We start from the raw sequence: 23,107 nt of genomic DNA on the forward strand, positions 1-23,107 counted from the left end.
ATAGCGACGCAAAAGACTCACGGCCCCTGACCAGGCAGAACTTCAGCTCGTCGGGGAGGGCTGATCGCTGATAGCGTTTCGAGGATGACCGGTGAACAGGTGCTGGTGATCGGCGCGGGGGTGCAGGGGCTGACCTGCGGCGTCGTGCTCGCCGAGGCGGGCTGGCCGGTTCGGATCCGGACCGAGGACCGGCCGCGCGCGACCACCTCAGCGGTGGCCGGTGCGATGTGGGGTCCGGCGCAGCTCAGGCCTGCCGAGCCGGTGCTGTACTGGGTGACCCGGTCGCACGCGGAGTTCACCGCGCTCGCCCGCGATGACACCTCCGGGGTGCACCTGTGCGCGGGTCGGATGGCCGCCCGCTTCGACCTCGGCGACGCGGTCCCGACCGAAGCCCGGCTGATCCCCGATTTGCGGCGCTGCACCTCGGACGAACTGCCCGAGGGCTTCACCAGCGGATACCGGGGGACGGTGCCGCTGATCGACATGCCGCGCTACCTCGACCACCTGGTCGCGCGGTTCCGGGACGCCGGGGGAGACCTGCAGCTCAGCCCGGTTCCGACGCTGGCCGACGCGGCTGCCGAAGCGAGCACGGTGGTCAACTGCACCGGTGTGGGTGCGCGCGAGCTGGTCGGCGATCCCGGGGTGCACCCGGTGCGCGGCCAGCACGTCGTGGTGCGCAACCCCGGCATCGACGAGTACTTCGTCGAGCTGACCGACTCGGGTGAGTTCACCTCGTACATGCCGCACGGCGACCGCGTCGTGCTCGGCGGCGTGGCGGAGGCCCAGGAGTGGAACCGGGTGGTCCGGCCGGCGGTGAGCGCCGGGATCCGGCGGCGGTGCGCCGCGATCGAGCCGCGGCTCGGCGAGGCCGAGGTGCTCGAGGAGCTGGTCGGGCTGCGGCCCGGGCGGGAGTCGGTGCGAGTGGAGGTCGAGCACTACGAGGGGGCGCGGATCATCCACAACTACGGGCACGGCGGTTGCGGGGTAGCGCTGTCCTGGGGTTGCGCCTTCGAGGTGGCGGATCTGGCGGAGGGCTGACCCGCCACCGGCGCTGCGTCAGGACTTCAGCTGCTCGACCACGTTGTCGATTTCCTGGGCCAGCGAGGTGTCGTTGGCCGTGATCCCGCCCTTGGAGTGCGTGCTGCAGTGGAACGCCACGGTGCGCCAGCGGATGTCCATGTCCGGGTGGTGGTTCTCGCTCTCCGCGATCTCGGCGATCCGGGTGACCGCCTGGATCGCCTGCGGGAAGCTGGCGAACTCGACGGTGCGGGACAGCTGGGCCCCGTCCTGCCGCCATTCCGGGAGGTGTTCGAGCGCCGCGGCGACCTGGGTGTCGGTGAGTAGTTCGGTCATGAGGACATGGTGGGGGCTCCGCCCGCCGAACTCCACCGGACGTTCCGGTGCGCTGTCACCCCAGGAGTGGTCAATTTCGTGCGAACGGTTCGGCGTTGGTCAGGCGGGTCGGGGGCGTTCCAGGTAGGTGGTGTCGGGTTCGGTGAAGCCGAAGGCCCGGTAGAGGCCGTGGGCGTCGTCGGTGTGCAGCATCCAGCGGAAGTCGCGGCCTGGGCCGTCCTCGATCATGGTGCGGAGTACGGCCTTGCCGACGCCGTGGCCGCGGGCCTCCGGGAGGACGAACACGTCGGCCAGGTAGGCGCCGGCCACCCCGTCGGAGAACGCCCGCGCGAAGCCGATCTGCCGGCCGTCGGACTTCCGGTAGGCGCCGACCACCCGCCACGCCAGGTCGATCTGGCGCTCGACGTGCTCGCGCCGGCGCCACCCGCCCCAGTACGCCTGCGTGGACAGGAAGTTCCAGACCACGTCGCGGTCCACCCGATCCCGGGAGTCGTCCACCTCGAATTCCATGCGCGCCAGGCTACTGCCGAGCACGCCCTCCGCGACACGGATTTTCGGTGCTGAGCGCGGCCGCGAAACCACGATGTGGGGTGCCGGTTCTGGACGGGCACCCCACATCGGATCGGCTCAGAGGCAGGTGTGCAGGGCGGTGAGGAGGCGGTGCGCTCGGTCGTCGAAGCCTTCGGTGCGCATCAAGCACGGGCTGAAGGCGAACGAGACACCTGCGCTCGGCCAGCAGCCGAAGAGGGAACCGCCCGCTCCGCTGTGCCCGAAGCCGTCGGTCGACGGGCCGTAGGTCTCCAGCGCGTCCTGGAGCTCGTAGCCGAGGCCGAAGACCAGCGGACGCCCGGTGCCGGGGTCGGTTCCCCGGCTCTCCTCGCGGCTGATCCGCTCCACTGTGGACTCGGCGACCAGTTTTCCGCTCACCAGCGCCGAGTACACCGCCGCCATGCCGCGGGCGGACGCCATCGCGCCGCCACCTGGCAGGCCGCTGGTCCACCAGTCCGGGGTGTTCCACGGGGCGCCGTCGCCCAGCAGCGAGGGCGGGTTGCCGTACACCTTGTCGCGGTAGGCCAGGGCTTCCGGGGTGTTCAGCCGGTTGGCCACCTGGTAGTCGGCGGCGCGCCAGCGCCGACCGGTGCGCGGCCACTCCGATTCCGGGAGTCCGAGCCAGAAATCCGCGCCGAGCGGTTCGGCGATCTCGGTGCGCAGGAACTCGCCGACCGCCCGGCCGTCCACGCGGCGGATCAGCTCGCCGGCCAGCCAGCCGAAGGTCAGCGCGTGGTAGGCCGTGGTCGAACCGACCGGCCACAGCGGTGCCTGCGCGGCCAGCAGCGCGGCCATCGCCTGGTCGTCCGCCGCGTCTTCCCTGGTCACCGGGCGTTCCGGGTAGGGCAGGCCGGCGGAGTGCGAGAGCAGCTGCCGCACCGCGACGTCCTGCTTGCCCGCCGCGCCGAACTCCGGCCAGTACCGGGTCACCGGTGCCTCGGGATCGATCGCGCCGCGGTCGATCAGCAGCGCCACGCCGGTGGCCACGATTCCCTTGGTGCCGGAGAAGATCGGCATCAGGGTGTCCGTCGTCATCGGCTCGGCGCCCTCGGGATCGCGGTGCCCGGCCTGCAGGTCGAGGACCTGCTCGCCGTCGCGGAACACCGCGAACGCCGCCCCGGCGTCGTCCTCCGCGACGATCGCGGCGAACTCCTCGCCGACCTGGTCGAAACCACCCATCAGCTGCTCGCCTCCAGCTCGAAGTTGGGAGCATCGGCCAGCAACGACTGCGTGTACTCGTGCTGCGGCGCGGCGAACAGCTCGTCGGCCGAGGAGTGCTCCACGATCCGCCCGCCCTGCAGCACCGCCACCTGCTGCGCGATGTTGCGCACCAGCGCGATGTTGTGCGTGACGAACACCAGCGCCAGGCCCATCCGCTCGCGCAGGTCCTGCAGCAGGTCGACGATCGCCGACTGCACCGACACGTCCAGCGCCGAGGTGATCTCGTCGCAGATCAGCACGTCGGGCCGGGTGACCAGGGCGCGGGCGATCGCCACCCGCTGCCGCTCACCACCGCTGAGCTGGTCCGGGTAGCGCTCGGCGATGTCCGGGCGCAGCGCGGCCAGCTCCAGCGCCTCGATCACCCGCTCCTCGGTGCTCTTGCCGCCGGAACCACCGCCGAGCACCGAGATCGGCTGGGCCACCAGGTCGCGCACGCGGCGGCGCGGGTTCAGCGACTCGTACGGGTTCTGGAACACGTACTGCACCTGGCGCCGCTGGTCCCGGGTGCGCTTCGCGCTGCTGGGCGCGAGTTCGGCGCCGCGCAGCAGCACCGAGCCCTCGTGCTTGGCGTGCAGACCGGCCAGGCAGCGCGACAGCGTGGTCTTGCCGCTGCCGGACTCGCCCAGCAGCGCCAGGCAGGTGCCCGGCTCGACGGACAGCGAAACGTCGTGCAGCACCGGCGAATCCGTGTACCAGGCGCGGATGTTGCGCACCTCGAGCACCGGTTCGGCAGCTTCCGGCGAAGTGCCCTGCGGACGCGGCTCGGCCACGAGCCGTCCGGAACGCGGGTGCAGGCAGCGGATCTCGTGCCCGGGCGAGACCTCTTCGACCTGCGGGACCTCGCTGCGGCACTCGTCGGTCGCCGCCGCGCAGCGGGGCGCGAACGCGCAGCCGCCCGGACGGCTCAGCGGCGACGGGGCCTGGCCGTCGATGGCCTGCATCGCCCGCTTGCCGTCCAGGTCCGGCACCGCGAGCACCAGACCGGCGGTGTAGTGGTGGCGCGGCTCGTTGAGCACCTGCTCGGTCGGGCCGGTCTCCACGATGCGCCCGGAGTACATCACCGCGATCCGGTCGGCCAGCTCGGCGACCACCGCCATGTCGTGCGAGATGTACACGCCGGCCGTGCCGTGCCGCTCGCACATCTCGCGGATGGTGGCCAGCACCGTCTTCTGCGTGGTGACGTCCAGACCCGTGGTCGGCTCGTCCAGCACCACCACCTCGGGGCGGCCGACGAACGCCATCGCGATCGCGATCCGCTGCTGCTGACCACCTGAGAGCTGGTGCGGGTAGCGGCGCAGGAACTCGTCGTCGTCCGGCAGCGCGACCTCGGTGAGCACCTGCTTGATCCGCTTCCGCGCGGCCTCGCCGGAGACGTCGTGCACGGCCTCGCTGAGCTGCGTGATCAGCCGCAGCGCCGGGTTCAGCGCGGAGGCGGGGGACTGCGGGATGTAGGCCACCCGGCGACCGCGCAGCGCGGCCGCCTGCTTGGCCGGGAGGTCCATGAGGTCGGTGTCGCCGACGCGGATCCGGCCGTCGGCGATGCGGGTGCCGCGCTTGCAGTAGCGCAGCATCGCCAGGCCCAGGGTGGTCTTGCCGGAACCGGATTCGCCGATCAGGCCCAGGATCTCGCCCGGGGCCAGGGTGAACGAGACGTCGGCGACGATGGCGGCCTCCGAGGGAACCCCTCGGATTTCCAGGCCGGCGGCGTCCAGAGCGGGGGAAGTCATCGACACCTCCGGAGGTGGGATCGGCGGGAACCCGGCACGATTTCCGTTGAAATCGCGTGTCCAATTTCCATTGAATTTGCGTGATCGGTGAGCATCAGCGGGCCTTCTCGATGCCTCGGTCGACACCTGCGACGGAGCGGGCGAGGCCGTCGGCGACCAGGTTCGTGCCGATGGTCAGGATCGCGATCGCCAGCACCGGCAGCGCCACCGCCCACGGCTGGACGGTCAGGGCGATCCGGTTCTCGTTGATCATCAGGCCCCAGTCCGCGGTCGGCGGCTGCAGGCCGAGACCGAGGAAGCTCAGGCCCGCGACCAGGCCGATCGAGTAGTTCAACCGCAGGCCGAGCTCGACCAGCACGGTGCCGGTCACGTTCGGCAGGATCTCGCCCAGCAGGATCCGGAACTTGGACAGGCCGATCGCCTCGGCGGACTTGACGAAGTCGCGTTCGGCGACCGACAGGGTGGCCGCCCGCACCACGCGCATCACGCGGGGCAGGTGGCTGCCGCCGACCACCAGCACCAGCAGCCACAGCTCGGGGCCGACCACGCTGACGAACAGCAGGGCCAGCACGACCTGCGGGAACGCCAGCGCGATGTCGCCGAAGCGCATCAGCAGCTCGTCCAGCCAGCCGCGGCGGTAACCGGCGTACATGCCCAGCAGCGCGCCGCCACCGACGCCCAGCAGGGTGGCCAGCGCCGCCAGCAGCAGCAGCGTCTGACCGCCGTGCAGGAACCGGGTCAGCACGTCGCGGCCCAGGTTGTCGGTGCCGAACCAGGTCGCCCCGGTCGGGTCGGAGAACGGGGTGTCGACGAACTCGGTGGCGGCGTGCGGGGCCAGCAGCGGACCGACGATCGCGGTCAGCACCACCAGCGCCGACAGCGCCAGGCCGATCTTCGTCCGCGGCAGCCGCAGCGCGGCCCGCCAGACCCCGACCGCGCGCGGCGCGGGGGCGGAACTGGTCGAGGTGTTGGTTTTCTGCGCAGTCGTGGTCATCGCGCGGCGGACCTCACCTTCGGGTTGGCGGCCAGACTCACCACGTCGGCCAGCAGGTTCACGACGATGTAGACGGCCGCGATGGCCAGCGTCAGCGTCTGCACCACCGGCAGGTCGCGGTTGTTCACCGCGTCCACCAGCGCGAACCCGATACCGGGGAAGCGGAACAGGAATTCGACGATGACCACGCCGCCGGCCAGCCAGGCCAGCTGCAGCGCGATCACCTGGGCCACCGGGCCGATCGAGTTCGGCAGCGCGTGCCGCAGGATCACGGTCCGCTCCGGCATGCCCTTCAACCGGGCCTGCTGGACGTACTCGCTCTCCAGCACCTCGATCATGGTGGCGCGCATGATGCGCACGATGTAGGGAGAAACCGCGAGCACCATCGTCAACGTCGGCAGCACCAGCTGCACCGGATCGCTCCACGCCGAGCCCGACCCGGTCATCACGTACACCGCGGGCAGCAGGTTCAGCACGCCGGTGGAGAACAGCAGCACCAGCAGGATGCCGACCACGAACTCCGGCAGCGCGGCCAGCACCAGGCTGACCACCGAGGTGGTGTGGTCGAAGGTCTTGTCGCGGCGCAGCGCGCTGTAGGTGCCGACCAGGATCGACAGCGGCACGCTGATCAACGTCGCGCACAGCATCAGCGCCAGCGAGTTGTTCAGCCGCGAGCTCAGCAGCTCGGTCACCGGCATGCCGTTGGCGTAGGACTCGCCGAGGTTGAGCTGGAAGATGTTGCCCAGCCAGGAGAAGTACTGCATCCACAGCGGCTCGTCGAGGTGCAGCTGCTCGCGCAGCGCGGCCAGCCGCTCGGGGGTGGCCTCGCGGCCGAGGATGGCGCGCGCGGCGTCGCCCGGGAGTGCCTGGGTGGCCAGGAAGACCACCACGGACACCGCCCAGAGGATCACCAAGCCGAGCAGGATGCGCTTGACCAGCATTCGAGTCATCTGGTGTCCCCTCACTTCGCCAGCCAGGCGTGCCGGAAGCCGTAGGAGTTCAGCGGGATGCCGCTCTTGTCCGAGTTGAGGCCGACCACCCGCACGCTGTGCGCGTCGAGCTGGTTCGGGAAGCCCCACACGATGTAGCCGCCGCTCTCCCATTCGAGTTGCTGCGCCCGCGCGATCAGCTCCTTGCGGCGCGCTTCATCGGTGGTCGCCCGCGCCTGGTTCACCAGGTCGTTGAACTCCGGGTGGTCCCAGTGGGTTTCGTTGTACGGGGCATCCGGCAGGCTTCCGGAGCCGGCTTGCGCCAGGAAGTTCCGGGTGAACCAGAAGTCCTGGGCGAAGTCCCAGGACAGGTACATGTCGCCGAAGAACTCGCCGCTGTCCACCCGGCGGATGTTGATCGTGATGCCGGCTTCCGCGGCCTGCTGGGCGAACACCTGCGCGGCCTCCACCACGCCCGCGGCCACCGGCGAGGTCACCAGCTCGACGGTCAGGTTCTCCTTGCCCGCCTCGCGCAGCAGCTGCCGGGCCTTGGCCACGTCGCGCTTGCGCTGCGGCAGGCCGGAGTTGAACAGCGGATCGGCGGGGGCGTACAGGTCGTTGCCGACCGTGCCGTGGCCGCCGAGCACCTGCCTGATCATCTGCTCGCGGTCCACGACCAGCCGGAACGCCTGCCGGACCCGCACGTCGTCGAACGGCGGCCGGTCCACCCGCATGGTGAACGGGATCCACGAGCCGGTCTCCGACTCCAGCAGCCGCAGGTTCGGGTCCGCGTCGAGCACGCGCAGCAGCCCGAGCGGCACCTGGTCGATGGCCTCGACCTGGCCGCCGAGCAGCGCGTTGATCCGCGCCGTGTCGTCCGGGAAGTCGATGATCACGAGCTCGTCCAGGTACGGCTCGCCCTCGCGCCAGTAGTTGGCGTGCTTGGTGAACAGGCTCTGCTGGCCGGGTTCGAAGGAGTCGAACTTGAACGCGCCGCTGCCGACCGGCCGCTTCGGGTCGTAGTCGGCGGGCACGATCCCGTTGGCGTACTCGGCGAACTGGTCCGGCAGCGTGACGTCCGGGCGGGACAGGGTCAGCCGGACGGTGCGCGGGTCCAGCGCCTGCATGGCGTTGAGGTCCAGCGAGCTGAGCCCGACCGCGCCGTTCTTCGGGTCGGCCGGGTCTGCGATCCGGCGCAGCGTGTGGATCACGTCGTCGGCGGTGATGGTCTTGCCGTTGTGGAACTCCACGCCGTCGCGCAGCCGGATCGTCCAGGTCAGGGCCTGCGGGTCGGACTCGACGGACTCGGCCAGCGCCGGCTGGACCTGGTACTCGTCGTCGTAGCGCAGCAGGGTGTCGTAGAGCTGGAAGATCCGTGCTTGGTCCGGGTGCGTGACGGTGGCGTGCGCGTCCAGCGTGTCCTTGCTGGAGCCGCCGACGACGCCGACCCGCAGCCGTCCGCCGTACTGCGGCGGGCCGGTCGGCACCGGCGCTTTGCGGACCGCGCCGCCCGAGCAGCCGGTGATCAACGTTCCGGCTCCCACCGCGCCGGCACCCGCCGCGACGTACCGGAGGAAGTCGCGACGACTCGGGGCGGCGTTCGACTGTCCTCTGCTCGCCATCCGGGCGGTACCTCCTGTGTCTCGCGGGGGCACGCGTCGGCTCGACTCGAGTCGGTCGGCCCGCCCGTCCGGTCGGCCCCGGCAGCTCCCCGCTGGTGTTGCGTTTCGATGCGCGACTGATTGATCAGTCAATCGATCGCATCGACCTTCGCGGACGGGAAGGGGGCTGTCAAGACGTCATGTGCTGGGTCGATGTGTCAACCCCTCGTTTCGCTGCGACGATCAAACGTTGTGTTCCCTTGCTACTTTCGCAACGCTTGATCCGGTTTGCGCACCTGGCTTGGCCATGGGTTTCGCCGATCCCGGATGGTCCCGATGGCGGTTGACGCGGCTCGTTCGAGCGGCGTCGACCGCGTGCGAAGCCGGCGAGGCATCTCACAGCCCGCCGCTACTGCGGGTCATGCGGACAATTCGGACGGTCGCCGGATGCTGAGATCAGCCTGAGAAACAGGTGGCCATCTGAGAACGGATCGCGAGTTCGGCGCCCGACCCGCCCTCCGCTCGGCATGCTGGAAAGCATGGTGCCGCGCGTATTGGTGGTGGACGACGACCCCGGGATCCGAGCAGCCCTGCAGCGAGGGCTGTCCGCCGAAGGCATGGAAGTCACCGCCGCGGCCGACGGCACCGAGGCCCTGCGCCTGGCTCACACCGGCGCCTTCGACGTCCTCGTGCTCGACGTCGTGCTGCCCGGCCTGTCCGGCTACCGGGTGCTGGAGCGGCTGCGCGCCCAGGACGTCACCATCCCGGTGCTGCTGATCTCGGAGAAGAACGGCGAGGTCGACCAGGCCGACGGACTGGACCTCGGTGCGGACGGCTACCTGGTCAAACCCTTCTCCTTCCTGGTGCTGGCCGCGCAGGTGCGCGCGCTGCTGCGGCGGCGCGACACCGCGGGCAGGCAGATGTGCTTGCGGGTCGGCGAGCTGGAGATAGACCGCGCCGGACGCGAGGTGCGGTGGGCCGGTCAGTCGATCTCGCTCTCGCCCCGCGAGTACGGGTTGCTGGTCGCGCTCGCCAGCCATCCCGATGCGGTGGTGCCCAAGGACGACCTGCTGCGCATGGTGTGGGGCGAGGAGCAGCTCGTCACCCGGAACGTCGTCGAGGTCTACATCGGCTACCTGCGCCGCAAGCTCGCTGCGGCCGGCGCCGACGCGATGGTGCAAACCGTGCGGGGCCAGGGCTACCGGGTTTGCGCCCAGCCGGCCTGATCGACGGCCTGCCAACTGATTGCTTCAGCAACAAGTACGAGGTCGGGGTCGGGGTCTGCCCGGAGGTGGGTATCGGCCCGCCGGGCCTTGTCGGGCAAGATGTCTCCACGTGTCGGTGTTGCGGAGCACGGGACTGATCGAGGCACCTGTCGCCACGGTGGGGGCCGCGCTGCGGCACACGCGAACGGCGGAGGTCGGCCTCGCGGACATCGGGATCAGCGGCACCGCCGCGACCCGTCCGGCGGCACTGCTGGTGCCCGGTGATGAACTCGTCTTCCACACGAAAATCGCCCGCCTCCCGGTCGATCTGACCACTCGAATCGTGCGCGCCGACGCGGACGCGCTGAGTTCCGTGCTGGTGTCCGGCCTGCTGCCGGAGCTGCGTCACGAGTCGGTGCTCGCCGCGGCCGGGCCGCGAACGCTGCTGACCGACTCGGTCCACTGGACGACCCCGTTCGGGCCGCTGGGACGGCTGGCCGACGTCGCGATCGGCCGCCGCTTCGTGCTGAACGTGCTGGCGCGCCGGATCGACGCGGTGCGCGAACTCGCCGAGTCCTGGGCGAGCCGCCAGGTCGTCGTCGGTGCCGCCATCGTCCACAAGGGACGCTTGCTGGCGCAGCAGCGCAGCTACCCGGCGCCGGACGCCGGGCGCTGGGAACTGCCCGGTGGCCGGGTCGAGCCCGGCGAGGACGAGCAGGCCGCGGTCGTCCGGGAATGCCGGGAAGAACTGGCCGTCGAGGTGTGCCCGACCGGCCGGGTCGGCACCGACGTCCCGCTCAACAACGGCATGCTGCTGCGCGTCCACGTGGCAGAGCTGGCCGACCCGACGGCGATCCCGGAAGCGGTGGAGCACCACGAGGTCCGCTGGGTCGCACCCGACGAGCTGACCGACCTCGACTGGCTCGACGCCGACCGGGTCCTGGTCCACTCCCTCCGAGACCTCCTGGCCGAGGCTTAGAGCTCCAGCAGTTCGATGGGGTCGAACGACAGCGGGAACGGCAGGTCCGTCTCGAATGTCTGGCCGCTCAGGGCCTTCGCGTGATCGCGATAGGTTCCGTCTTCGAGCCGCAGCAATTCCACCGACGCGCGTTCCTGCTCGTACTTGATCTCAACACGCATGAAGTACGGGATGCCGGCCTTGGCGTACTCCGCGGGCTTGTCGACGTAGTCGTTTCGGCGTGTCGACCGTGACACGCATTCGCCGACGAGCAGGAAGGCCTGGGCTGGAATCCAGACACGTCCGCGTGCGGGCTCCCGAAGCACTGCGAAGTCCGGCTGGGTCCAGCGCAGCGAGGAGAACTGCGGCATTTCGAGGTTCAGCGTGGTGTAGGCGTTTCCGCCGAGTTGCCGGGCGGGCGCTCGCATGCGGATGTAGAGCTCGTCAGCCGCGTAGATGTTCGCTGAACCTTCGTAGGGGCTCATGATCAGCTTTCCGTCCAGGCACTCGTACTTGGCCGGGGGCATCCCCGGGATCGGCAGGTACCTGTCGGCGAGTTCAGGCGTCCACAAGCCGTCCAGATCGACCAGCGGGTCGAACGGGGCGTGCGGGTCGAACGACGGTGCAGCCACGGCGGCACTCCTCTCGACCAAGAACGCGGTGTTGCCTTCAGTCACAGTACCCATGAGCCCAGGTTGTCGGCACTGATCATCGGTTCGCCAGGTGCTCCACTCGAACTGGTGAACGAATGGACGATGGGGGACGCCTTCGGGTGGTCGGTCCACCTGAAGGCGTCCCCCGGGGGCCGATCAGCGCAGGCCGGTGACGTGGAAGGCGGCTTGGAGGCGGGGCTGGGCCCGTTCGGTCGCCCGCTTCGCTCCGTGGGAGCGGATGCGATCCAGCTCGGCGGGGTCGTCCAGCAGTTCCAAGGTGCGCCGGCGCAGGGGGCGCAGCTCCTCGATCACCGTTTCGGCGACCACGTCCTTCAGCTCCGCGTAGGTGCTGGTCGAGCCGGCTGCGGTGTAGGGGCTCGTGCCGGTGCAGGCGGCCAGGATCTCCAGCAGGTTCGCCACCCCCGGCTGGTCGTCCGGGTCGTAGCGGATCCGGTCCAGCCCGTCGGTGACGGCGCGGCGGAACTTCCGGCGGATCACGTCCGGCTCGTCGAGCACGAAGACCACGCCGGGGGACTGGGGGCTGGACTTCTCCATCTTGCGGCCCGGATCGGCCAGGTCCCGCACCCTGGCCGCGGTCTTGGGCACCACCGCCTCGGGGACGACGAACACCTGGCCGTAGTGCGAGTTGAACCGGCGGGCCAGCGTGCGCGCCAGCTCCACGTGCTGGTCCTGGTCGCTGCCGACCGGCACCTGGCTCGCGCCCTGCAGCAGGATGTCCGCGGCCATCAGCACCGGGTAGGTCAGCAGGCCGACGCGCGAACCGTCCTGCCCGGCGCCGCGCTCCTTGAACTCGACCATCCGGGCGGCCTCGCCGAACGAGCAGGTGCACTCCAGGATCCAGTTCAGCGCGCCCAGCTCGCCGGCCAGGTCGGACTGGACGAACACCGAATCCGGATCTATGCCCGCGGCGAGCAGGACGGCGAACTGCTCGCGGGTGAGCGCGCGGAGCCGCTGCGGGCGGTTCGGCGTGGTCATGGCGTGCAGGTCGGAGACGAAGAACAGGTCCTCGGGTTCGCGTTCGGCGGCCCACCGCCGCACCGCGCCGAGGTAGTTGCCGAGCTGGACGTGGCCGGACGGGGTGATCCCGGACAAGCGGGTCATGGGTCTCTCCTGTGGTCGGCGACCGCCACCGGGATCGACCTGGCACTGCTCGGCCGCCCGGTCGAGCGGCCGATTTCGGAGTGCGTCAGTGCGCTGCGTCGGGCCGCCCGGAGGCGGTCCACCAGTTGTTCGACAATGCGCGCACGAATCAATGTTACCGCTTGGTGATCGGCAGCGGTCAAGTCGAAGAGCTACCGTGGAAGCATGTTTGTAGTGCTGCTGCAATACACCGCCCCGGAATCGGAAATCGACGCCCAGTTGGTAGATCACTACGAATGGGTCACCCAGCATTACGACGCCGGTGATTTCATCGCGGCCGGTCACCGCCACCCGCGCAGCGGCGGGGTGATCATCGCCCGCGCGATGTCCCGCGGCCGCCTCGACGCGATCCTCGCCACGGACCCGTTTGCCCTGCACAAGCTGGTTCGCTACGAGGTGATCGAGTTCCAGGCGCTGCGCACCATCCCGGAGCTGGCGAAGTACGCCGACCCGTTGACCCCGGTCGCCCACAAGTAATCACCGCTCACCGGCCGAGGCCGCGGCGGGCGCCGCGGTGAGATCATTTCGCGTTCTTTTTCTTTTCCGCTTTCTTTGCCTTCTTTTGCTCTTTCTTGACCTCGTCCGCTTTGGCTTCGCGGAGCAGGTCGCGCAGTACCACGATCGGGCAGCTCTTGCAGGGAGGTTGCGAGCGGCAACATTTTTTCTTGACCTTGATGGTGCCTTTGCCCACGATGCTTCTCTCCGGCGCTCCGACGGGGGATGGGCACAGGGTAGGCGAACCTAACCTCGGATGGCGAACTTGATGTTGTGCGACGGCCGCCCGGTGTTGCGCTGAGCACGCGGCGGCCGGTGCGGCTGCGCGTTGCACTACCCTGGAACGAGCCGCGCGTCGACGCACGCGCCCCGCTGCTGGTGGGGTGCCGTCCGGAACAGCTCTGCAGCAGCGGCGCAGTGGAGCCGCGGCGGGGTGCCCCGAGGGGTGCCAGGACCAGGTGTTCGCGCCCGATCACGAGGTGCGCCGGAACAGCACCGCACCCGGCCCGCAGTCGACGAACCCAGCCGCGCCCGCATTTCCGCGCCGAGCCAGGAGTACCCACGCGTGTCCGTCACCAGTGTCGCCGCCCCCATTCGCAGCGATCTCCGCAACGTCGCGATCGTCGCGCACGTCGACCACGGCAAGACCACCCTGGTGGACGCCATGCTGCGGCAATCCGGCGCCTTCTCCGAACGAGCCGAACTGGTCGACCGGGTCATGGACTCCAACGACCTGGAGCGGGAGAAGGGCATCACGATCCTGGCCAAGAACACCGCGATCCGCCGGGAGACCGACGCCGGTCCGGTGACCATCAACGTCGTCGACACCCCCGGTCACGCCGACTTCGGCGGTGAGGTGGAGCGCGCGCTGTCCATGGTCGACGGCGTGGTGCTGCTGGTCGACGCCAGCGAGGGTCCGCTGCCGCAGACCCGGTTCGTGCTGCGCAAGGCGCTGGCCGCCGGGATGCCGGTGATCCTCGTGGTGAACAAGGTCGACCGCCCGGACGCCCGCTGCTCCGAGGTCGTCGAGGAGACCCACGACCTGCTGCTGGAGCTGGCCAGCGAGCTCGACGGCGAGGCCGATCTCGACATGGAGGCGATCCTGGACCTGCCGGTCGTGTACGCCTCCGCCCGCGCCGGTCGCGCGTCGATCGCCCAGCCGGTCGACGGCGAGCTGCCCGACGAGGAGAACCTGGACTCGCTGTTCGAGGTGCTGCTCAAGCACGTCCCGGCGCCGGTCGCCGACGTCGAGTCCCCGCTGCGCGCGCTGGTCACGAACCTGGACGCCTCGTCGTTCCTCGGCCGGATCGCGCTGTGCCGCATCCACGCCGGGACCATGCGCAAGGGCCAGACCGTCGGCTGGTGCCGCGCGGACGGGACCGTCGAGAAGGTCCGGCTGACCGAGCTGCTGATCACCGAGAACCTCGACCGCGTGCCGTGCGCCGAGGCCTCCGCGGGCGACCTGGTCGCCATCGCCGGCATCCCGGACATCACCATCGGTGACACGCTGGCCGACCCGGACGCCCCGGAGCCGCTGCCCCGGATCACCGTCGACGACCCGGCGATCTCGATGACCATCGGCGTCAACACCTCGCCGCTGACCGGCCGCAACGGCGGCACCAAGATCACCGCGCGGCAGGTGAAGAACCGCCTCGACGCGGAGCTGATCGGCAACGTCAGCGTGAAGGTGCTGCCGACCGAGCGGCCGGACGCCTGGGAGGTGCAGGGCCGCGGTGAGCTGGCGCTGGCCATCCTGGTCGAGACCATGCGCCGCGAGGGCTTCGAGCTCACCGTCGGCAAGCCGCAGGTGGTCACCAAGACCATCGACGGCAAGCTGTGCGAGCCGTTCGAGCGGCTGACCATCGACGCCCCGGAGGAGCACCTGGGTGCGATCACCCAGCTGCTGGCCGGTCGCAAGGGCCGGATGGAGACCATGGACGGTCACGGCACCGGGCGGATCAAGCTCGACTACGTGGTGCCCTCGCGCGGCCTGATCGGTTTCCGCACCGAGTTCCTCACCGAGACCCGCGGCACCGGCATCGCCAACCACGTCTTCGAGGGCTATTTCCCGTGGGTGGGCGAGCTGCGCACCCGGCACACCGGTTCGCTGGTGGCCGACCGGGCCGGCTCGGCGACGACCTACGCGCTGCTGCAGCTGGCCGACCGGGGCAGCTTCTTCACCGAGCCCGGCAACGAGGTCTACGAGGGCATGGTGGTCGGGGAGAACCCGCGCGCCGAGGACCTCGACGTGAACATCACCAAGGAGAAGAAGCTCACCAACATGCGGTCGTCCACCGCGGACGAGCTGGAGCGGCTGGCCAAGCCGCGGACCCTGGCGCTGGAGGAAGCGCTGGAGTTCTGCTCCGCGGACGAGTGCGTGGAGGTCGGCCCGGAAGCGATCCGCGTCCGCAAGGTCACCTTGGACAGCACCACCCGCGCCCGCGAGCGTTCCCGCGCGAAGGCGCGCGACAACGGCTGAGCGCCTGAATTTCGAGCAGAGGGGCTCCCGGTGACGGGAGCCCCTCTGGCTCCAGGCGTGGTCGGTACGTCCGCGATGTCGGGTTGCCGGGTTTTCCGCCTCCGGGCCGGGATTTCTCCGTTTCGCGGGCACGCGGGGCGGGCGGCGAGCAGACTGGGCACCTACCCCGGTGTCGATCTTCTGGTCGGCGGAAGGAACCATGGAGGGCCTTCGCGCGTCTTCAGCACGTGCGAGGCGCCCCGGTGACCGGGGCGCGTTCGGGGGATCAGACGTGAAGGGGAGGTTCGGCGTGTCCCAGGGTCGACGCCGCCCACTGGTCGCGGTCTCCCTGCTGGTGACAACCGCGAGCTTGGTGGCCGCCTGCACCAACGCACCGCCACCGCCGCTGGTGTCGCCAACCCCGACGACGCAGCCCCCGACGACCACCGCGCCGTCCCAGCAGCCGATGCCGGTGGAGGTCGTGGTCGGGGTCGACGAGCTGGAGGGCGGGTTCAACCCGCACACCCTCGCCGACCTCTCGCCGACCAGCTCGGCGCTGGCCAGCCTGATGCTGCCGTCGGTGCACCGGCCCGGCCCGGACGGGCGGCTGCAGCTGGACACCACGCTGATGGAGTCGGTGGAGGTGGTGCCGGACCAGGAGAAGTTCACCGTCCGCTACCGGATCCGCCGCGAGGCGAACTGGTCCGACGGCGCGCCGATCGCCGCCGAGGACTTCGTCTACCTGTGGCAGCAGCTGCGCTCGCAGCCCGGCGTGTCCGACGCGGCCGGCTACCAGCTGATCGACGACGTGGCGTCGCGGCAGGGCGGCAAGACCGTCGACGTGACCTTCTCCAAGCCGTTCCCCGGCTGGCAGTCGCTGTTCAACAACCTGCTCCCCGCGCACCTGCTGCGGGACGCGCCGCGCGGCTGGTCGACGGTGCTGGACGACGGCTACCCGGCTTCGGGCGGCCCGTTCGCGATCCGGCAGATCGACCTGGACCGCGGCGAGATCATCCTGGAGCGCAACGACCGGTACTGGGGTCCGCCCGCGAAGTCCGACCGGGTCGTGCTGCGCGCGCTGGACAAGGGACGCCAGGTCGAGGCGCTGCGCAGCGGCGACAGCCACCTGGCGGTCTTCGGCGCGGACAGCGGGACCATGCAGGCGCTGCGCGATCTCGGCGACTCCGTGAAGCTGATCAACGTGCCGCGGCCGGCGACGGTGGAGGTGCTGCTGCGCCCGGACAGCCGCGTGCTGTCCGACATCAAGGTGCGGCAGGCCGTTCTCGCCTCGCTCGACCGCCCGGCGCTGATCGAGTCGGGCACCGGCGGTGGCCCGGCCGATCAGATGCAGTCGCACGCCCAGGTCCTCGCGCCGTCCGAGCCCGGCTACAACCCGACGGAACCGGCCGGTGCGTTCCCGGAGAAGCCCGACCCGGCGCGGGTGCAGAAGCTGCTCGAGGAGGCCGGCTACCACCGCAGCGGCGGTGCCTGGCTGCGCGACGGGCGGCCGTTGAACCTGGTCATCGCCGCGCCCTTCGAGCACGAGTCCTACATCCGGGTCGCGGAGGAGACCGCGCGGCAGCTGCGCGAGCAGGGGATCCAGGCGACCGTGGTGACGCCGACCGGGGACCAGCTGTTCGGCGAGATGCTGTCGGCGAACCCGAAGGCCGGGGCGTCCGGTGCGGTGGCTTCGGTGGACATGGCGATCGCGCCGCGTCCGGCCGGTGGTGACCCGGCGGCGACGATGGCTTCGGCCTACGGCTGCCCCGGCGTCGCTTCGGACACCGAGCAGCCGTTCCCGCACAACGCGGCCGGTTACTGCGACGAGCTGCTGCAGCCGACCATCGACGCGGCCATGACCGGCAAGATCCCGTTCAACGAGGCGTCCTCGATCGTCGAGCCGGTGCTGTGGCGGTCGGGCGTGGCGATGCCGCTGTACCAGCAGGCGCAGGTGCTGGCGGTGCGCCCGGAGGCCAAGGGCGTTCAGCCGGGCAACGGCTTGTCCGGTCCGTTCTCGACGGCGGCCGACTGGCTCGGGACCTACGCCGACAGCGACGGCTACTGATGTCCGGGTTGAGCTGTTCGCTGTTGGGCACTAGATCATCCGGAGCAATGCGAATGCCGTCCGTCGTGTGGTGCGCGCCGCAGATTAGGCTGGACCGGTGAAGCTGACGGCCCCACCGCGGTTGTTGCTGGTGCACGCACACCCCGATGACGAGAGCCTCTGGACCGGCGGGACGATCGCCCGCTACGCCGCCCGCGGCGTTCAGGTGTTCGTGGTGACCTGCACCCTCGGTGAGGAAGGCGAGGTCATCCCGGAGAGCCTGCGCGGCCTGGCCGCCGACCAGGCGGACCAGCTCGGCGGCTACCGGGTCGGCGAGCTGCGCTCGGCGTGCGCCGCGCTCCGGGTGGCCGACCACCGGTTCCTCGGCGGCATCGGCCGCTGGCGCGACTCCGGGATGCTCTGGGAGCAGCCGGGACAGGCGGGTGCGCTGCCGGACGCGCACCCCCGGGCCTTCGCGATCGGTGACGGCGAGGAGCAGGCCGGCGCGCTGGCCGACGTGCTGCGCGAGGTCAAGCCGCAGGTCGTCGTGAGCTACGCGGCCGACGGCGGTTACGGCCACCCCGACCACGTCCGCGCGCACGAGGTCACCGTGGCCGCTGCCGCGCAGGTGCCCGACGTGCAGCGCGTCTTCTACGCCGTGCCGTCGCAGGGCACGATCGAGAAGGGCCTGGCCGCCCTGGCCGAAGTCGAGGACATGCCCTTCGAGCTGCCCGAACCGCACGAGCTGGCCAGCGTCCAGGACGACGAGATCACCACCGTGATCGACGTGTCCGAGCACCTGCCCGCCAAGATCAGCGCGCTGCGGGCGCACGGCACCCAGGTCAAGGTGTGGCTGGACCGGTGGGACCACGGCGAGGGCATCGCGGCCTACGCGCTGTCCAACGGTGTCGCGCAGCCCATCGTCCCGACCGAGCACTACGTGCTGGCCAGCGGTGATCCGCAGGGCTGCGAGTCGGACCTGTTCGGTGGCCTCGGGGTGAGCGGCACCGAACCGGTGGGCGACCGTTGAGTCCCCTGGACCGGGTGGTGTTCGGCTTCCTGCTCGTCGATGCCGTCATCCTGGCGCTGGTCGAACTGCTCTTCCTGCCGTCCTACGTCGGCGCTGTGCAGTTCCCGATCACCGCGGCGCTCGCGGCCGTCACCACGCCGCTGCTGGTGGCGGAGGCCGCGAGGTTCTCCCCGCACCGCCGGGTCGCCGGGGCGCCGCTGGTGGTGTGGTTCCTGACCGTGCTCGTGTTCGGCGTCTTCGGCCCGGGCGGCGACATGGTCCTGCTCGGCAACGACTGGCGGACCCTGCTGCTGCTCGGTGCCGGAGCGCTGCCGAGCGCGATGATGCTCGGCATCGTCCTGGGCAAGCGCGCGAACGCCTGAACCGCCGCGGATGTGGCGTAGCGCACGTCGGTGTTCGGACGTTGATCGACCACGTCGGACGCGTGCGCAGCGGGTCGTTCGGGGGCCGAAGTGGTTTACGGCGTTAACGCCCGCATCGTAGAGTTGCCAGCGCTCCCGAGCTGTGGACCGGTTACGCGTCCTGGGTGGGTAGGGGAGATACTGTCAGCAGTCGCGGCAGGAGGTTCCTGCGCGCGAGTAGGACAACGCTTCGAGCAGGAGTGCAACCGTGACCTACGTGATCGCCGAGCCCTGCGTGGACGTGCTCGACAAGGCCTGCATCGAGGAGTGCCCTGTCGACTGCATCTACGAGGGCGGGCGGATGCTCTACATCCACCCCGATGAGTGCGTCGACTGCGGTGCCTGCGAGCCGGTCTGCCCGGTGGAGGCCATCTACTACGAGGACGACGTGCCGGACGAGTGGGCCGCTTACACCAAGGCGAACGTCGACTTCTTCGACGAACTCGGTTCGCCGGGTGGTGCGGCGAAGGTGGGCAAGAAGGACTTCGACGTGGAGCCCATCAAGAGCCTGCCCCCGCAGGGCGAATGAGCGCCGCGACCGGCCCGGACGCGACGTCCGGGCCCCGCGGTCCGCAGTTGCCGCAGTTCCCGTGGGATTCGCTGGCCCGGCAGTCCGCCGCGGCGAAGGCCCACCCGGACGGCATCGTCGACCTGTCCGTCGGGACCCCGGTCGACCCGGTGCCGGAGAACTTGCAGCGCGCCTTGGCCGAGGTCGCCGACGAGCCGGGCTACCCGGCCACGCACGGCACCCCCGAGCTGCGCGAGGCGGCGATCGAGTCGCTGCAGCGCCGTTACGGGATCACCGGGCTGGAGCCCGACGCCGTGGTGCCGACCATCGGTTCCAAGGAGCTCGTCGCCTGGTTGCCCACGCTGGTCGGCGTGCGGCCCGGCGACGTCGTGGCCATCCCGGAGCTGGCGTACCCGACCTACGAGGTGGGCGCCAAGATCGCCGGTGCCGAGGTCGTGCGCCTCGCACCCGGTGAGTTGCCGCCGGCCGGAACCACCTTGCTGTGGCTGAACTCCCCGTCGAACCCGACGGGTCGCGTGCTGGACGCGCAGCAGCTGGGCGAGCTGGTGCGGGCCGCGCAGGAGCTCGGCGCGGTGATCGCCTCCGACGAGTGCTACCTGGCGCTGGGTTGGGACACCGAGCCGGTGTCGGTGCTGCACCCCTCGGTGGGCGCGGACCGGCGCGGCGTGCTCGCCGTGCACTCGCTGTCGAAGTCCTCGAACCTGGCCGGGTACCGCGCCGGGTTCATCACCGGTGACCCGGATCTGGTGCGGCGCCTGCTGGAACTGCGCAAGCACGCCGGGATGATCGTCCCGCGCCCGGTGCAGCAAGCGATCACCGCGGCGCTCAGCGACGACTCGCACGTGAGCGCGCAGCGCGAGCTGTACGCGGCGCGGCGCGCGGTGCTGCGGCCCGCGCTGGAGTCGGCGGGCTTCCGGATCGACCACTCGCAGGCGGGCCTGTACCTGTGGGCGACGCGCGGTGAGGACTCGTGGCAGACGGTGGACTGGTTGGCGCAGCGGGGGATCCTCGCGGCACCGGGCACCTTCTACGGACCGGCCGGAGGCCACCACGTCCGCATCGCCCTGACGGCGACGGACGAGCGCATCGCCACCGCGGCCAAGCGCTTGGCGGAGTGACCGGAGGGGTGCCGGTCTGGAACCGGCACCCTCCTGCGTCAGACGGCTTCCGCCGCTGAGGTGAGGGCTTCCCAGGTCTCCCACCACTGCGCGCGGCGTTCGGCCTTGCGGGTCTGCTCCCGTTCGACGAGGCGGCCCGCCACGAACGCCACCGCCGCGTCGACCTCGTCGCCGAAGTCGTGGAGCAGGGCGCGCACGCGTTCCTCGGCCACGCAGGCGTCCTGGTGCTCGCCGAGCACGTCCTGGAAGCGGCGGGTCGCTCTGATCAGCTGCTGCACCGGTTTGCCGAACGCGGGTTGCGCGAGCTCCGCGGTGTAGCGGACCCGCTTGCCCTGGATGCGCAGTGCGTGCAGGTCGGGGTCGGCGGGGGATTCGGGCAGCCGTGCCACCGCTTTTCGGAGTTTCCGGAACTCGCCGAGCACGAGTGCGCGCAGCTCCCGCGCGCTGTCCACATCGGACTCCTCGGGGGTGCTGCGGACGGCGGTGGCCACGGCGCGCAGCAGGTCGAGGTAGCGGTCGCTGCCCAGGGCCGTGAGCAGTTCGATGCGGGCGGCTCCGTGCTCGGCCTCCAGGCCGGAGATCAGCCGGGCGGCCGCGGCCCGCTCGCCCTCGGGCAGGTCGGCGCTCTCCTCGCGCAGCCGGTCCAGCAGGACGTCGAGGTCGCGGACCGGGCCCAGCGCGCGCCCCAGCCAGCCGAGCTCCGCGCGCAGCGGCTCCGACCAGCCGTGGTCCAGGAACGGCCGCGCGGCCCGCAGCATCGCGCGCATCCGACGCACCGAGACCCGCATCTGGTGCAGCTCTTCGGGATCGGTCCCGAGCCTGGTCCCGGGATCGTGCGCGATCAGCGCGCGCAGCCGGGTGTCCAGCCCGGCCCGCACGTGCTCGGCGATGGAGGCCTGCGCCTCGGCCACCACCGGCTCGGCGGGCAGGTCGACGACGTCCGCCAGGTCGCGGTGCTGCCAGCTGCTAGCCATCACCAATGATAAAAACGCCCGCTCCGACCCCCGCCTGGTCCGATCGGCCCAACCGGCCCGGAACGGCAGCGGGGCCGGTCGACGTGGTGTCGGCCGGCCCCGCTGGGTCGTTCGGTCAGTCGTTGGCGTGCAGGGCCGCGTTGAGCTCGACCTTGCCGCCCGCGCGCTCGGTCACCTCGACGGTGCCCGTGGTGGAGTTGCGGCGGAAGAGCAGGTTGTCCGAACCGGACAGCTCCGAGGCCTTGGTGATGGTGCCGTCCGGCAGCGTCACCTTGGTGCCTGCGGTGATGTACAGGCCCGCCTCGACGATGCAGTCGTCGCCCAGCGAGATGCCCACGCCGCCGTTGGCGCCGATCAGGCAGCGCTCGCCGATGGAGATGACCTCCTTGCCGCCGCCGGACAGGGTGCCCATGATCGAGGCGCCGCCGCCGACGTCCGAGCCGTCGTCGACCACGACGCCCGCGGAGATCCGGCCCTCGACCATCGACGCGCCGAGGGTGCCCGCGTTGTAGTTCACGAAGCCCTCGTGCATCACGGTCGTGCCGCTGGCCAGGTGCGCGCCCAGCCGGGCCCGGTCGGCGTCGCCGATGCGCACGCCGGACGGGACGACGTAGTCGACCATGCGCGGGAACTTGTCGATGCCGTAGACGGTGACCGCGCCGCGCGCCCGCAGCCGCAGCCGGGTCGCCTCGAAGCCCTCCACCGGGCAGGGGCCGTGGTTGGTCCACACGACGTTGGCGAGCAGGCCGAAGATGCCGTCGAGGCTCTGCCCGTGCGGCCGGACCAGGCGGTGCGACAGCAGGTGCAGCCGCAGGTACACGTCGTGCGCGTCGACCGGGGCGTCGGCCAGGCGACCGATCTCGGTGCGCACCGCGATCACCTCGACCCCGCGGGCCTCGTCGCGCCCGAGCAGCGCCGCACCGGCCTCGCCGAGGGACGCGGCCGCCTCGTCGGCGGACAGCCGCTTGGTGCCGGACTGGCCCGGCTCACCCAGCCGGATGGTCGGGAACCAGGTGTCGAGCACCGTGCCGTCGTCGGTCACGGTGGCCAGGCCCACGCCGTGGGCGCCCGTGGTCTGCGGATCGGGAGACTGTGCACTCATACCGGGAACGGTAATCGGCGCAGGTGGCGGCGGCCCGCACGGGGTGGCGGGCGATCAGCCCTTCGCGACGGCCAGCAGGTGGCAGCCGGTGGTGATGGACAGCTCCGTCCGGTTCGAGGTGCTGAACCGGTAGACCGCGCCGTACTCGTCGTTGCCGGTGATCTCGTGGTCGCCGCTGCGGTTGACGATGATCTCCGGCTCGTCGAACCCGTACTCGCGGGTGAGCTGCCGGACGATGTCGACCGCGCGCGGCCAGGACGCGTCCGGCAGGTTGTCGGGCACCTGCCAGGACTCCAGCGACCAGATCTGCGCCTCGGGGACGTCGGCGCAGTCCGCCCGGCTGAGCGGCTCGGACTTCACCCAGGTCAGCGGGCCCAGCTCGTGGTCGAGCCGGTCCCGCAGCCGCTGCTGGAGCTGGCCGTACTGCGCGCTGATCTCCTCGATGCTGGGCCGTTGTCGCAGCAGGTTGCGCGGGTCGTCCACGGCTCCTCCCTCGGGTCGGACTGCCATGCCGGAGTGATCATGCCGGAGATCGACTGCGCGGAACCCTCAGTTGTGATGCGCACCGCCGGAGGTCAACCGATCGAGATCGCCGCGAGGTGGAC

The 23,107-nt window shown here is 70.8% G+C and carries 23 protein-coding genes; 10 read left to right on the forward strand and 13 right to left on the reverse strand.

Annotated elements, in window-relative coordinates; translation table 11 throughout:
• The first annotated feature begins 84 nt into the window (after positions 1-84).
• A complete protein-coding gene (locus ABTZ89_RS09380) occupies positions 85-1,038 on the forward strand; it encodes an FAD-dependent oxidoreductase (RefSeq protein ID WP_351042197.1) in 954 nt (317 codons plus the stop codon).
• An 18-nt stretch (positions 1,039-1,056) separates the two neighbouring features.
• Here ABTZ89_RS09380 and ABTZ89_RS09385 read toward each other — a convergent pair whose 3' ends face one another.
• The 7 genes from ABTZ89_RS09385 to ABTZ89_RS09415 form a co-directional block, all read right to left on the reverse strand.
• Complete coding sequence (locus ABTZ89_RS09385; RefSeq protein WP_270948864.1) at positions 1,057-1,353, reverse strand: 4a-hydroxytetrahydrobiopterin dehydratase; 297 nt, start codon at positions 1,351-1,353, stop codon at positions 1,057-1,059.
• Between the two features lie 99 nt (positions 1,354-1,452).
• Positions 1,453-1,863 carry a GNAT family N-acetyltransferase gene (locus ABTZ89_RS09390; RefSeq protein WP_351042200.1) on the reverse strand — a complete coding sequence of 137 codons (411 nt, stop codon included), beginning with the start codon at positions 1,861-1,863 and terminating at the stop codon, positions 1,453-1,455.
• A 117-nt stretch (positions 1,864-1,980) separates the two neighbouring features.
• Positions 1,981-3,081: a serine hydrolase domain-containing protein gene (locus ABTZ89_RS09395; protein ID WP_270948862.1), complete on the reverse strand. Its 1,101-nt coding sequence runs from the start codon at positions 3,079-3,081 to the stop codon at positions 1,981-1,983.
• Positions 3,081-4,850, reverse strand: coding sequence for an ABC transporter ATP-binding protein (locus ABTZ89_RS09400; RefSeq protein ID WP_351042203.1), 1,770 nt, complete (start codon positions 4,848-4,850; stop codon positions 3,081-3,083). The genes ABTZ89_RS09395 and ABTZ89_RS09400 overlap by 1 nt, the downstream gene beginning before the upstream one ends.
• A 94-nt stretch (positions 4,851-4,944) precedes the next feature.
• Positions 4,945-5,844 (reverse strand): ABC transporter permease, encoded by a 900-nt coding sequence (locus ABTZ89_RS09405; RefSeq protein ID WP_270948860.1) that lies wholly within the window; start codon positions 5,842-5,844, stop codon positions 4,945-4,947.
• Positions 5,841-6,794 (reverse strand): ABC transporter permease, encoded by a 954-nt coding sequence (locus ABTZ89_RS09410; protein WP_270948859.1) that lies wholly within the window; start codon positions 6,792-6,794, stop codon positions 5,841-5,843. Before ABTZ89_RS09410 ends, ABTZ89_RS09405 begins: the two co-directional genes overlap by 4 nt.
• A gap of 11 nt (positions 6,795-6,805) precedes the next feature.
• A complete protein-coding gene (locus tag ABTZ89_RS09415) occupies positions 6,806-8,395 on the reverse strand; it encodes an ABC transporter substrate-binding protein (protein WP_270948858.1) in 1,590 nt (529 codons plus the stop codon).
• Positions 8,396-8,913: 518 nt separating this feature from the next.
• Here ABTZ89_RS09415 and ABTZ89_RS09420 point away from each other — a divergent pair.
• Together ABTZ89_RS09420 and ABTZ89_RS09425 are read left to right on the forward strand one after the other, a co-directional pair.
• The gene (locus ABTZ89_RS09420) at positions 8,914-9,600 is read left to right on the forward strand and encodes a response regulator transcription factor (protein ID WP_351042208.1); all 687 of its coding nucleotides are present in this window, start codon (positions 8,914-8,916) and stop codon (positions 9,598-9,600) included.
• Positions 9,601-9,709: 109 nt separating this feature from the next.
• Positions 9,710-10,558, forward strand: coding sequence for an NUDIX domain-containing protein (locus ABTZ89_RS09425; protein WP_351042211.1), 849 nt, complete (start codon positions 9,710-9,712; stop codon positions 10,556-10,558).
• Here the strand turns inward: ABTZ89_RS09425 and ABTZ89_RS09430 are convergent.
• Entirely contained in the window at positions 10,555-11,169 is a 615-nt protein-coding gene (locus tag ABTZ89_RS09430) for a Uma2 family endonuclease (RefSeq protein WP_351042214.1), read from the reverse strand. The two genes, ABTZ89_RS09425 and ABTZ89_RS09430, sit on opposite strands and share 4 nt — an antisense overlap.
• Positions 11,170-11,346: 177 nt before the next feature.
• On the reverse strand, positions 11,347-12,312 hold the full coding sequence (gene trpS, locus ABTZ89_RS09435; protein WP_270948854.1) for a tryptophan--tRNA ligase: 966 nt from the start codon (positions 12,310-12,312) through the stop codon (positions 11,347-11,349).
• Positions 12,313-12,516: 204 nt separating this feature from the next.
• On the opposite strand from trpS, the gene ABTZ89_RS09440 reads away from it, so the two are divergent.
• Positions 12,517-12,828 carry a YciI family protein gene (locus ABTZ89_RS09440; protein WP_270948853.1) on the forward strand — a complete coding sequence of 104 codons (312 nt, stop codon included), beginning with the start codon at positions 12,517-12,519 and terminating at the stop codon, positions 12,826-12,828.
• A gap of 43 nt (positions 12,829-12,871) precedes the next feature.
• Here ABTZ89_RS09440 and ABTZ89_RS09445 read toward each other — a convergent pair whose 3' ends face one another.
• The gene (locus ABTZ89_RS09445) at positions 12,872-13,042 is read right to left on the reverse strand and encodes a hypothetical protein (protein ID WP_351042218.1); all 171 of its coding nucleotides are present in this window, start codon (positions 13,040-13,042) and stop codon (positions 12,872-12,874) included.
• A 369-nt stretch (positions 13,043-13,411) separates the two neighbouring features.
• On the opposite strand from ABTZ89_RS09445, the gene typA reads away from it, so the two are divergent.
• The 6 genes from typA to dapC all read left to right on the forward strand — a co-directional run bounded on the left by typA (position 13,412) and on the right by dapC (position 20,426).
• On the forward strand, positions 13,412-15,325 hold the full coding sequence (gene typA / locus ABTZ89_RS09450) for a translational GTPase TypA (RefSeq protein ID WP_270948851.1): 1,914 nt from the start codon (positions 13,412-13,414) through the stop codon (positions 15,323-15,325).
• A 289-nt stretch (positions 15,326-15,614) separates the two neighbouring features.
• Positions 15,615-17,369, forward strand: coding sequence for an ABC transporter family substrate-binding protein (locus tag ABTZ89_RS09455; RefSeq protein ID WP_351042221.1), 1,755 nt, complete (start codon positions 15,615-15,617; stop codon positions 17,367-17,369).
• Between the two features lie 97 nt (positions 17,370-17,466).
• Positions 17,467-18,378, forward strand: coding sequence for an N-acetyl-1-D-myo-inositol-2-amino-2-deoxy-alpha-D-glucopyranoside deacetylase (mshB, locus tag ABTZ89_RS09460; RefSeq protein WP_270948849.1), 912 nt, complete (start codon positions 17,467-17,469; stop codon positions 18,376-18,378).
• Positions 18,375-18,740, forward strand: coding sequence for a hypothetical protein (locus tag ABTZ89_RS09465; protein WP_351042223.1), 366 nt, complete (start codon positions 18,375-18,377; stop codon positions 18,738-18,740). The genes mshB and ABTZ89_RS09465 overlap by 4 nt, the downstream gene beginning before the upstream one ends.
• A gap of 247 nt (positions 18,741-18,987) precedes the next feature.
• Positions 18,988-19,308: a ferredoxin gene (gene fdxA, locus ABTZ89_RS09470; RefSeq protein ID WP_093152999.1), complete on the forward strand. Its 321-nt coding sequence runs from the start codon at positions 18,988-18,990 to the stop codon at positions 19,306-19,308.
• Positions 19,305-20,426, forward strand: coding sequence for a succinyldiaminopimelate transaminase (gene dapC / locus ABTZ89_RS09475; protein ID WP_351042226.1), 1,122 nt, complete (start codon positions 19,305-19,307; stop codon positions 20,424-20,426). Before fdxA ends, dapC begins: the two co-directional genes overlap by 4 nt.
• Before the next feature lie 38 nt (positions 20,427-20,464).
• On the opposite strand, the gene ABTZ89_RS09480 is transcribed toward dapC, so the two are convergent.
• From ABTZ89_RS09480 to ABTZ89_RS09490, 3 genes are all read right to left on the reverse strand, one after another.
• Positions 20,465-21,400, reverse strand: a complete 936-nt coding sequence (locus ABTZ89_RS09480; protein ID WP_351042229.1) for a CHAD domain-containing protein — start codon at positions 21,398-21,400, stop codon at positions 20,465-20,467.
• 115 nt (positions 21,401-21,515) lie between these two features.
• On the reverse strand, positions 21,516-22,502 hold the full coding sequence (dapD, locus tag ABTZ89_RS09485; protein WP_270948845.1) for a 2,3,4,5-tetrahydropyridine-2,6-dicarboxylate N-succinyltransferase: 987 nt from the start codon (positions 22,500-22,502) through the stop codon (positions 21,516-21,518).
• Between the two features lie 54 nt (positions 22,503-22,556).
• Positions 22,557-23,012, reverse strand: a complete 456-nt coding sequence (locus tag ABTZ89_RS09490; protein ID WP_270948844.1) for an LppA family lipoprotein — start codon at positions 23,010-23,012, stop codon at positions 22,557-22,559.
• Positions 23,013-23,107: the final 95 nt, after the last annotated feature.

It is taken from the genome of Saccharopolyspora sp. NPDC002686, from assembly GCF_040295745.1.
In the GTDB taxonomy this organism is placed as follows: Bacteria; Actinomycetota; Actinomycetes; order Mycobacteriales; family Pseudonocardiaceae; genus Saccharopolyspora; species Saccharopolyspora oryzae.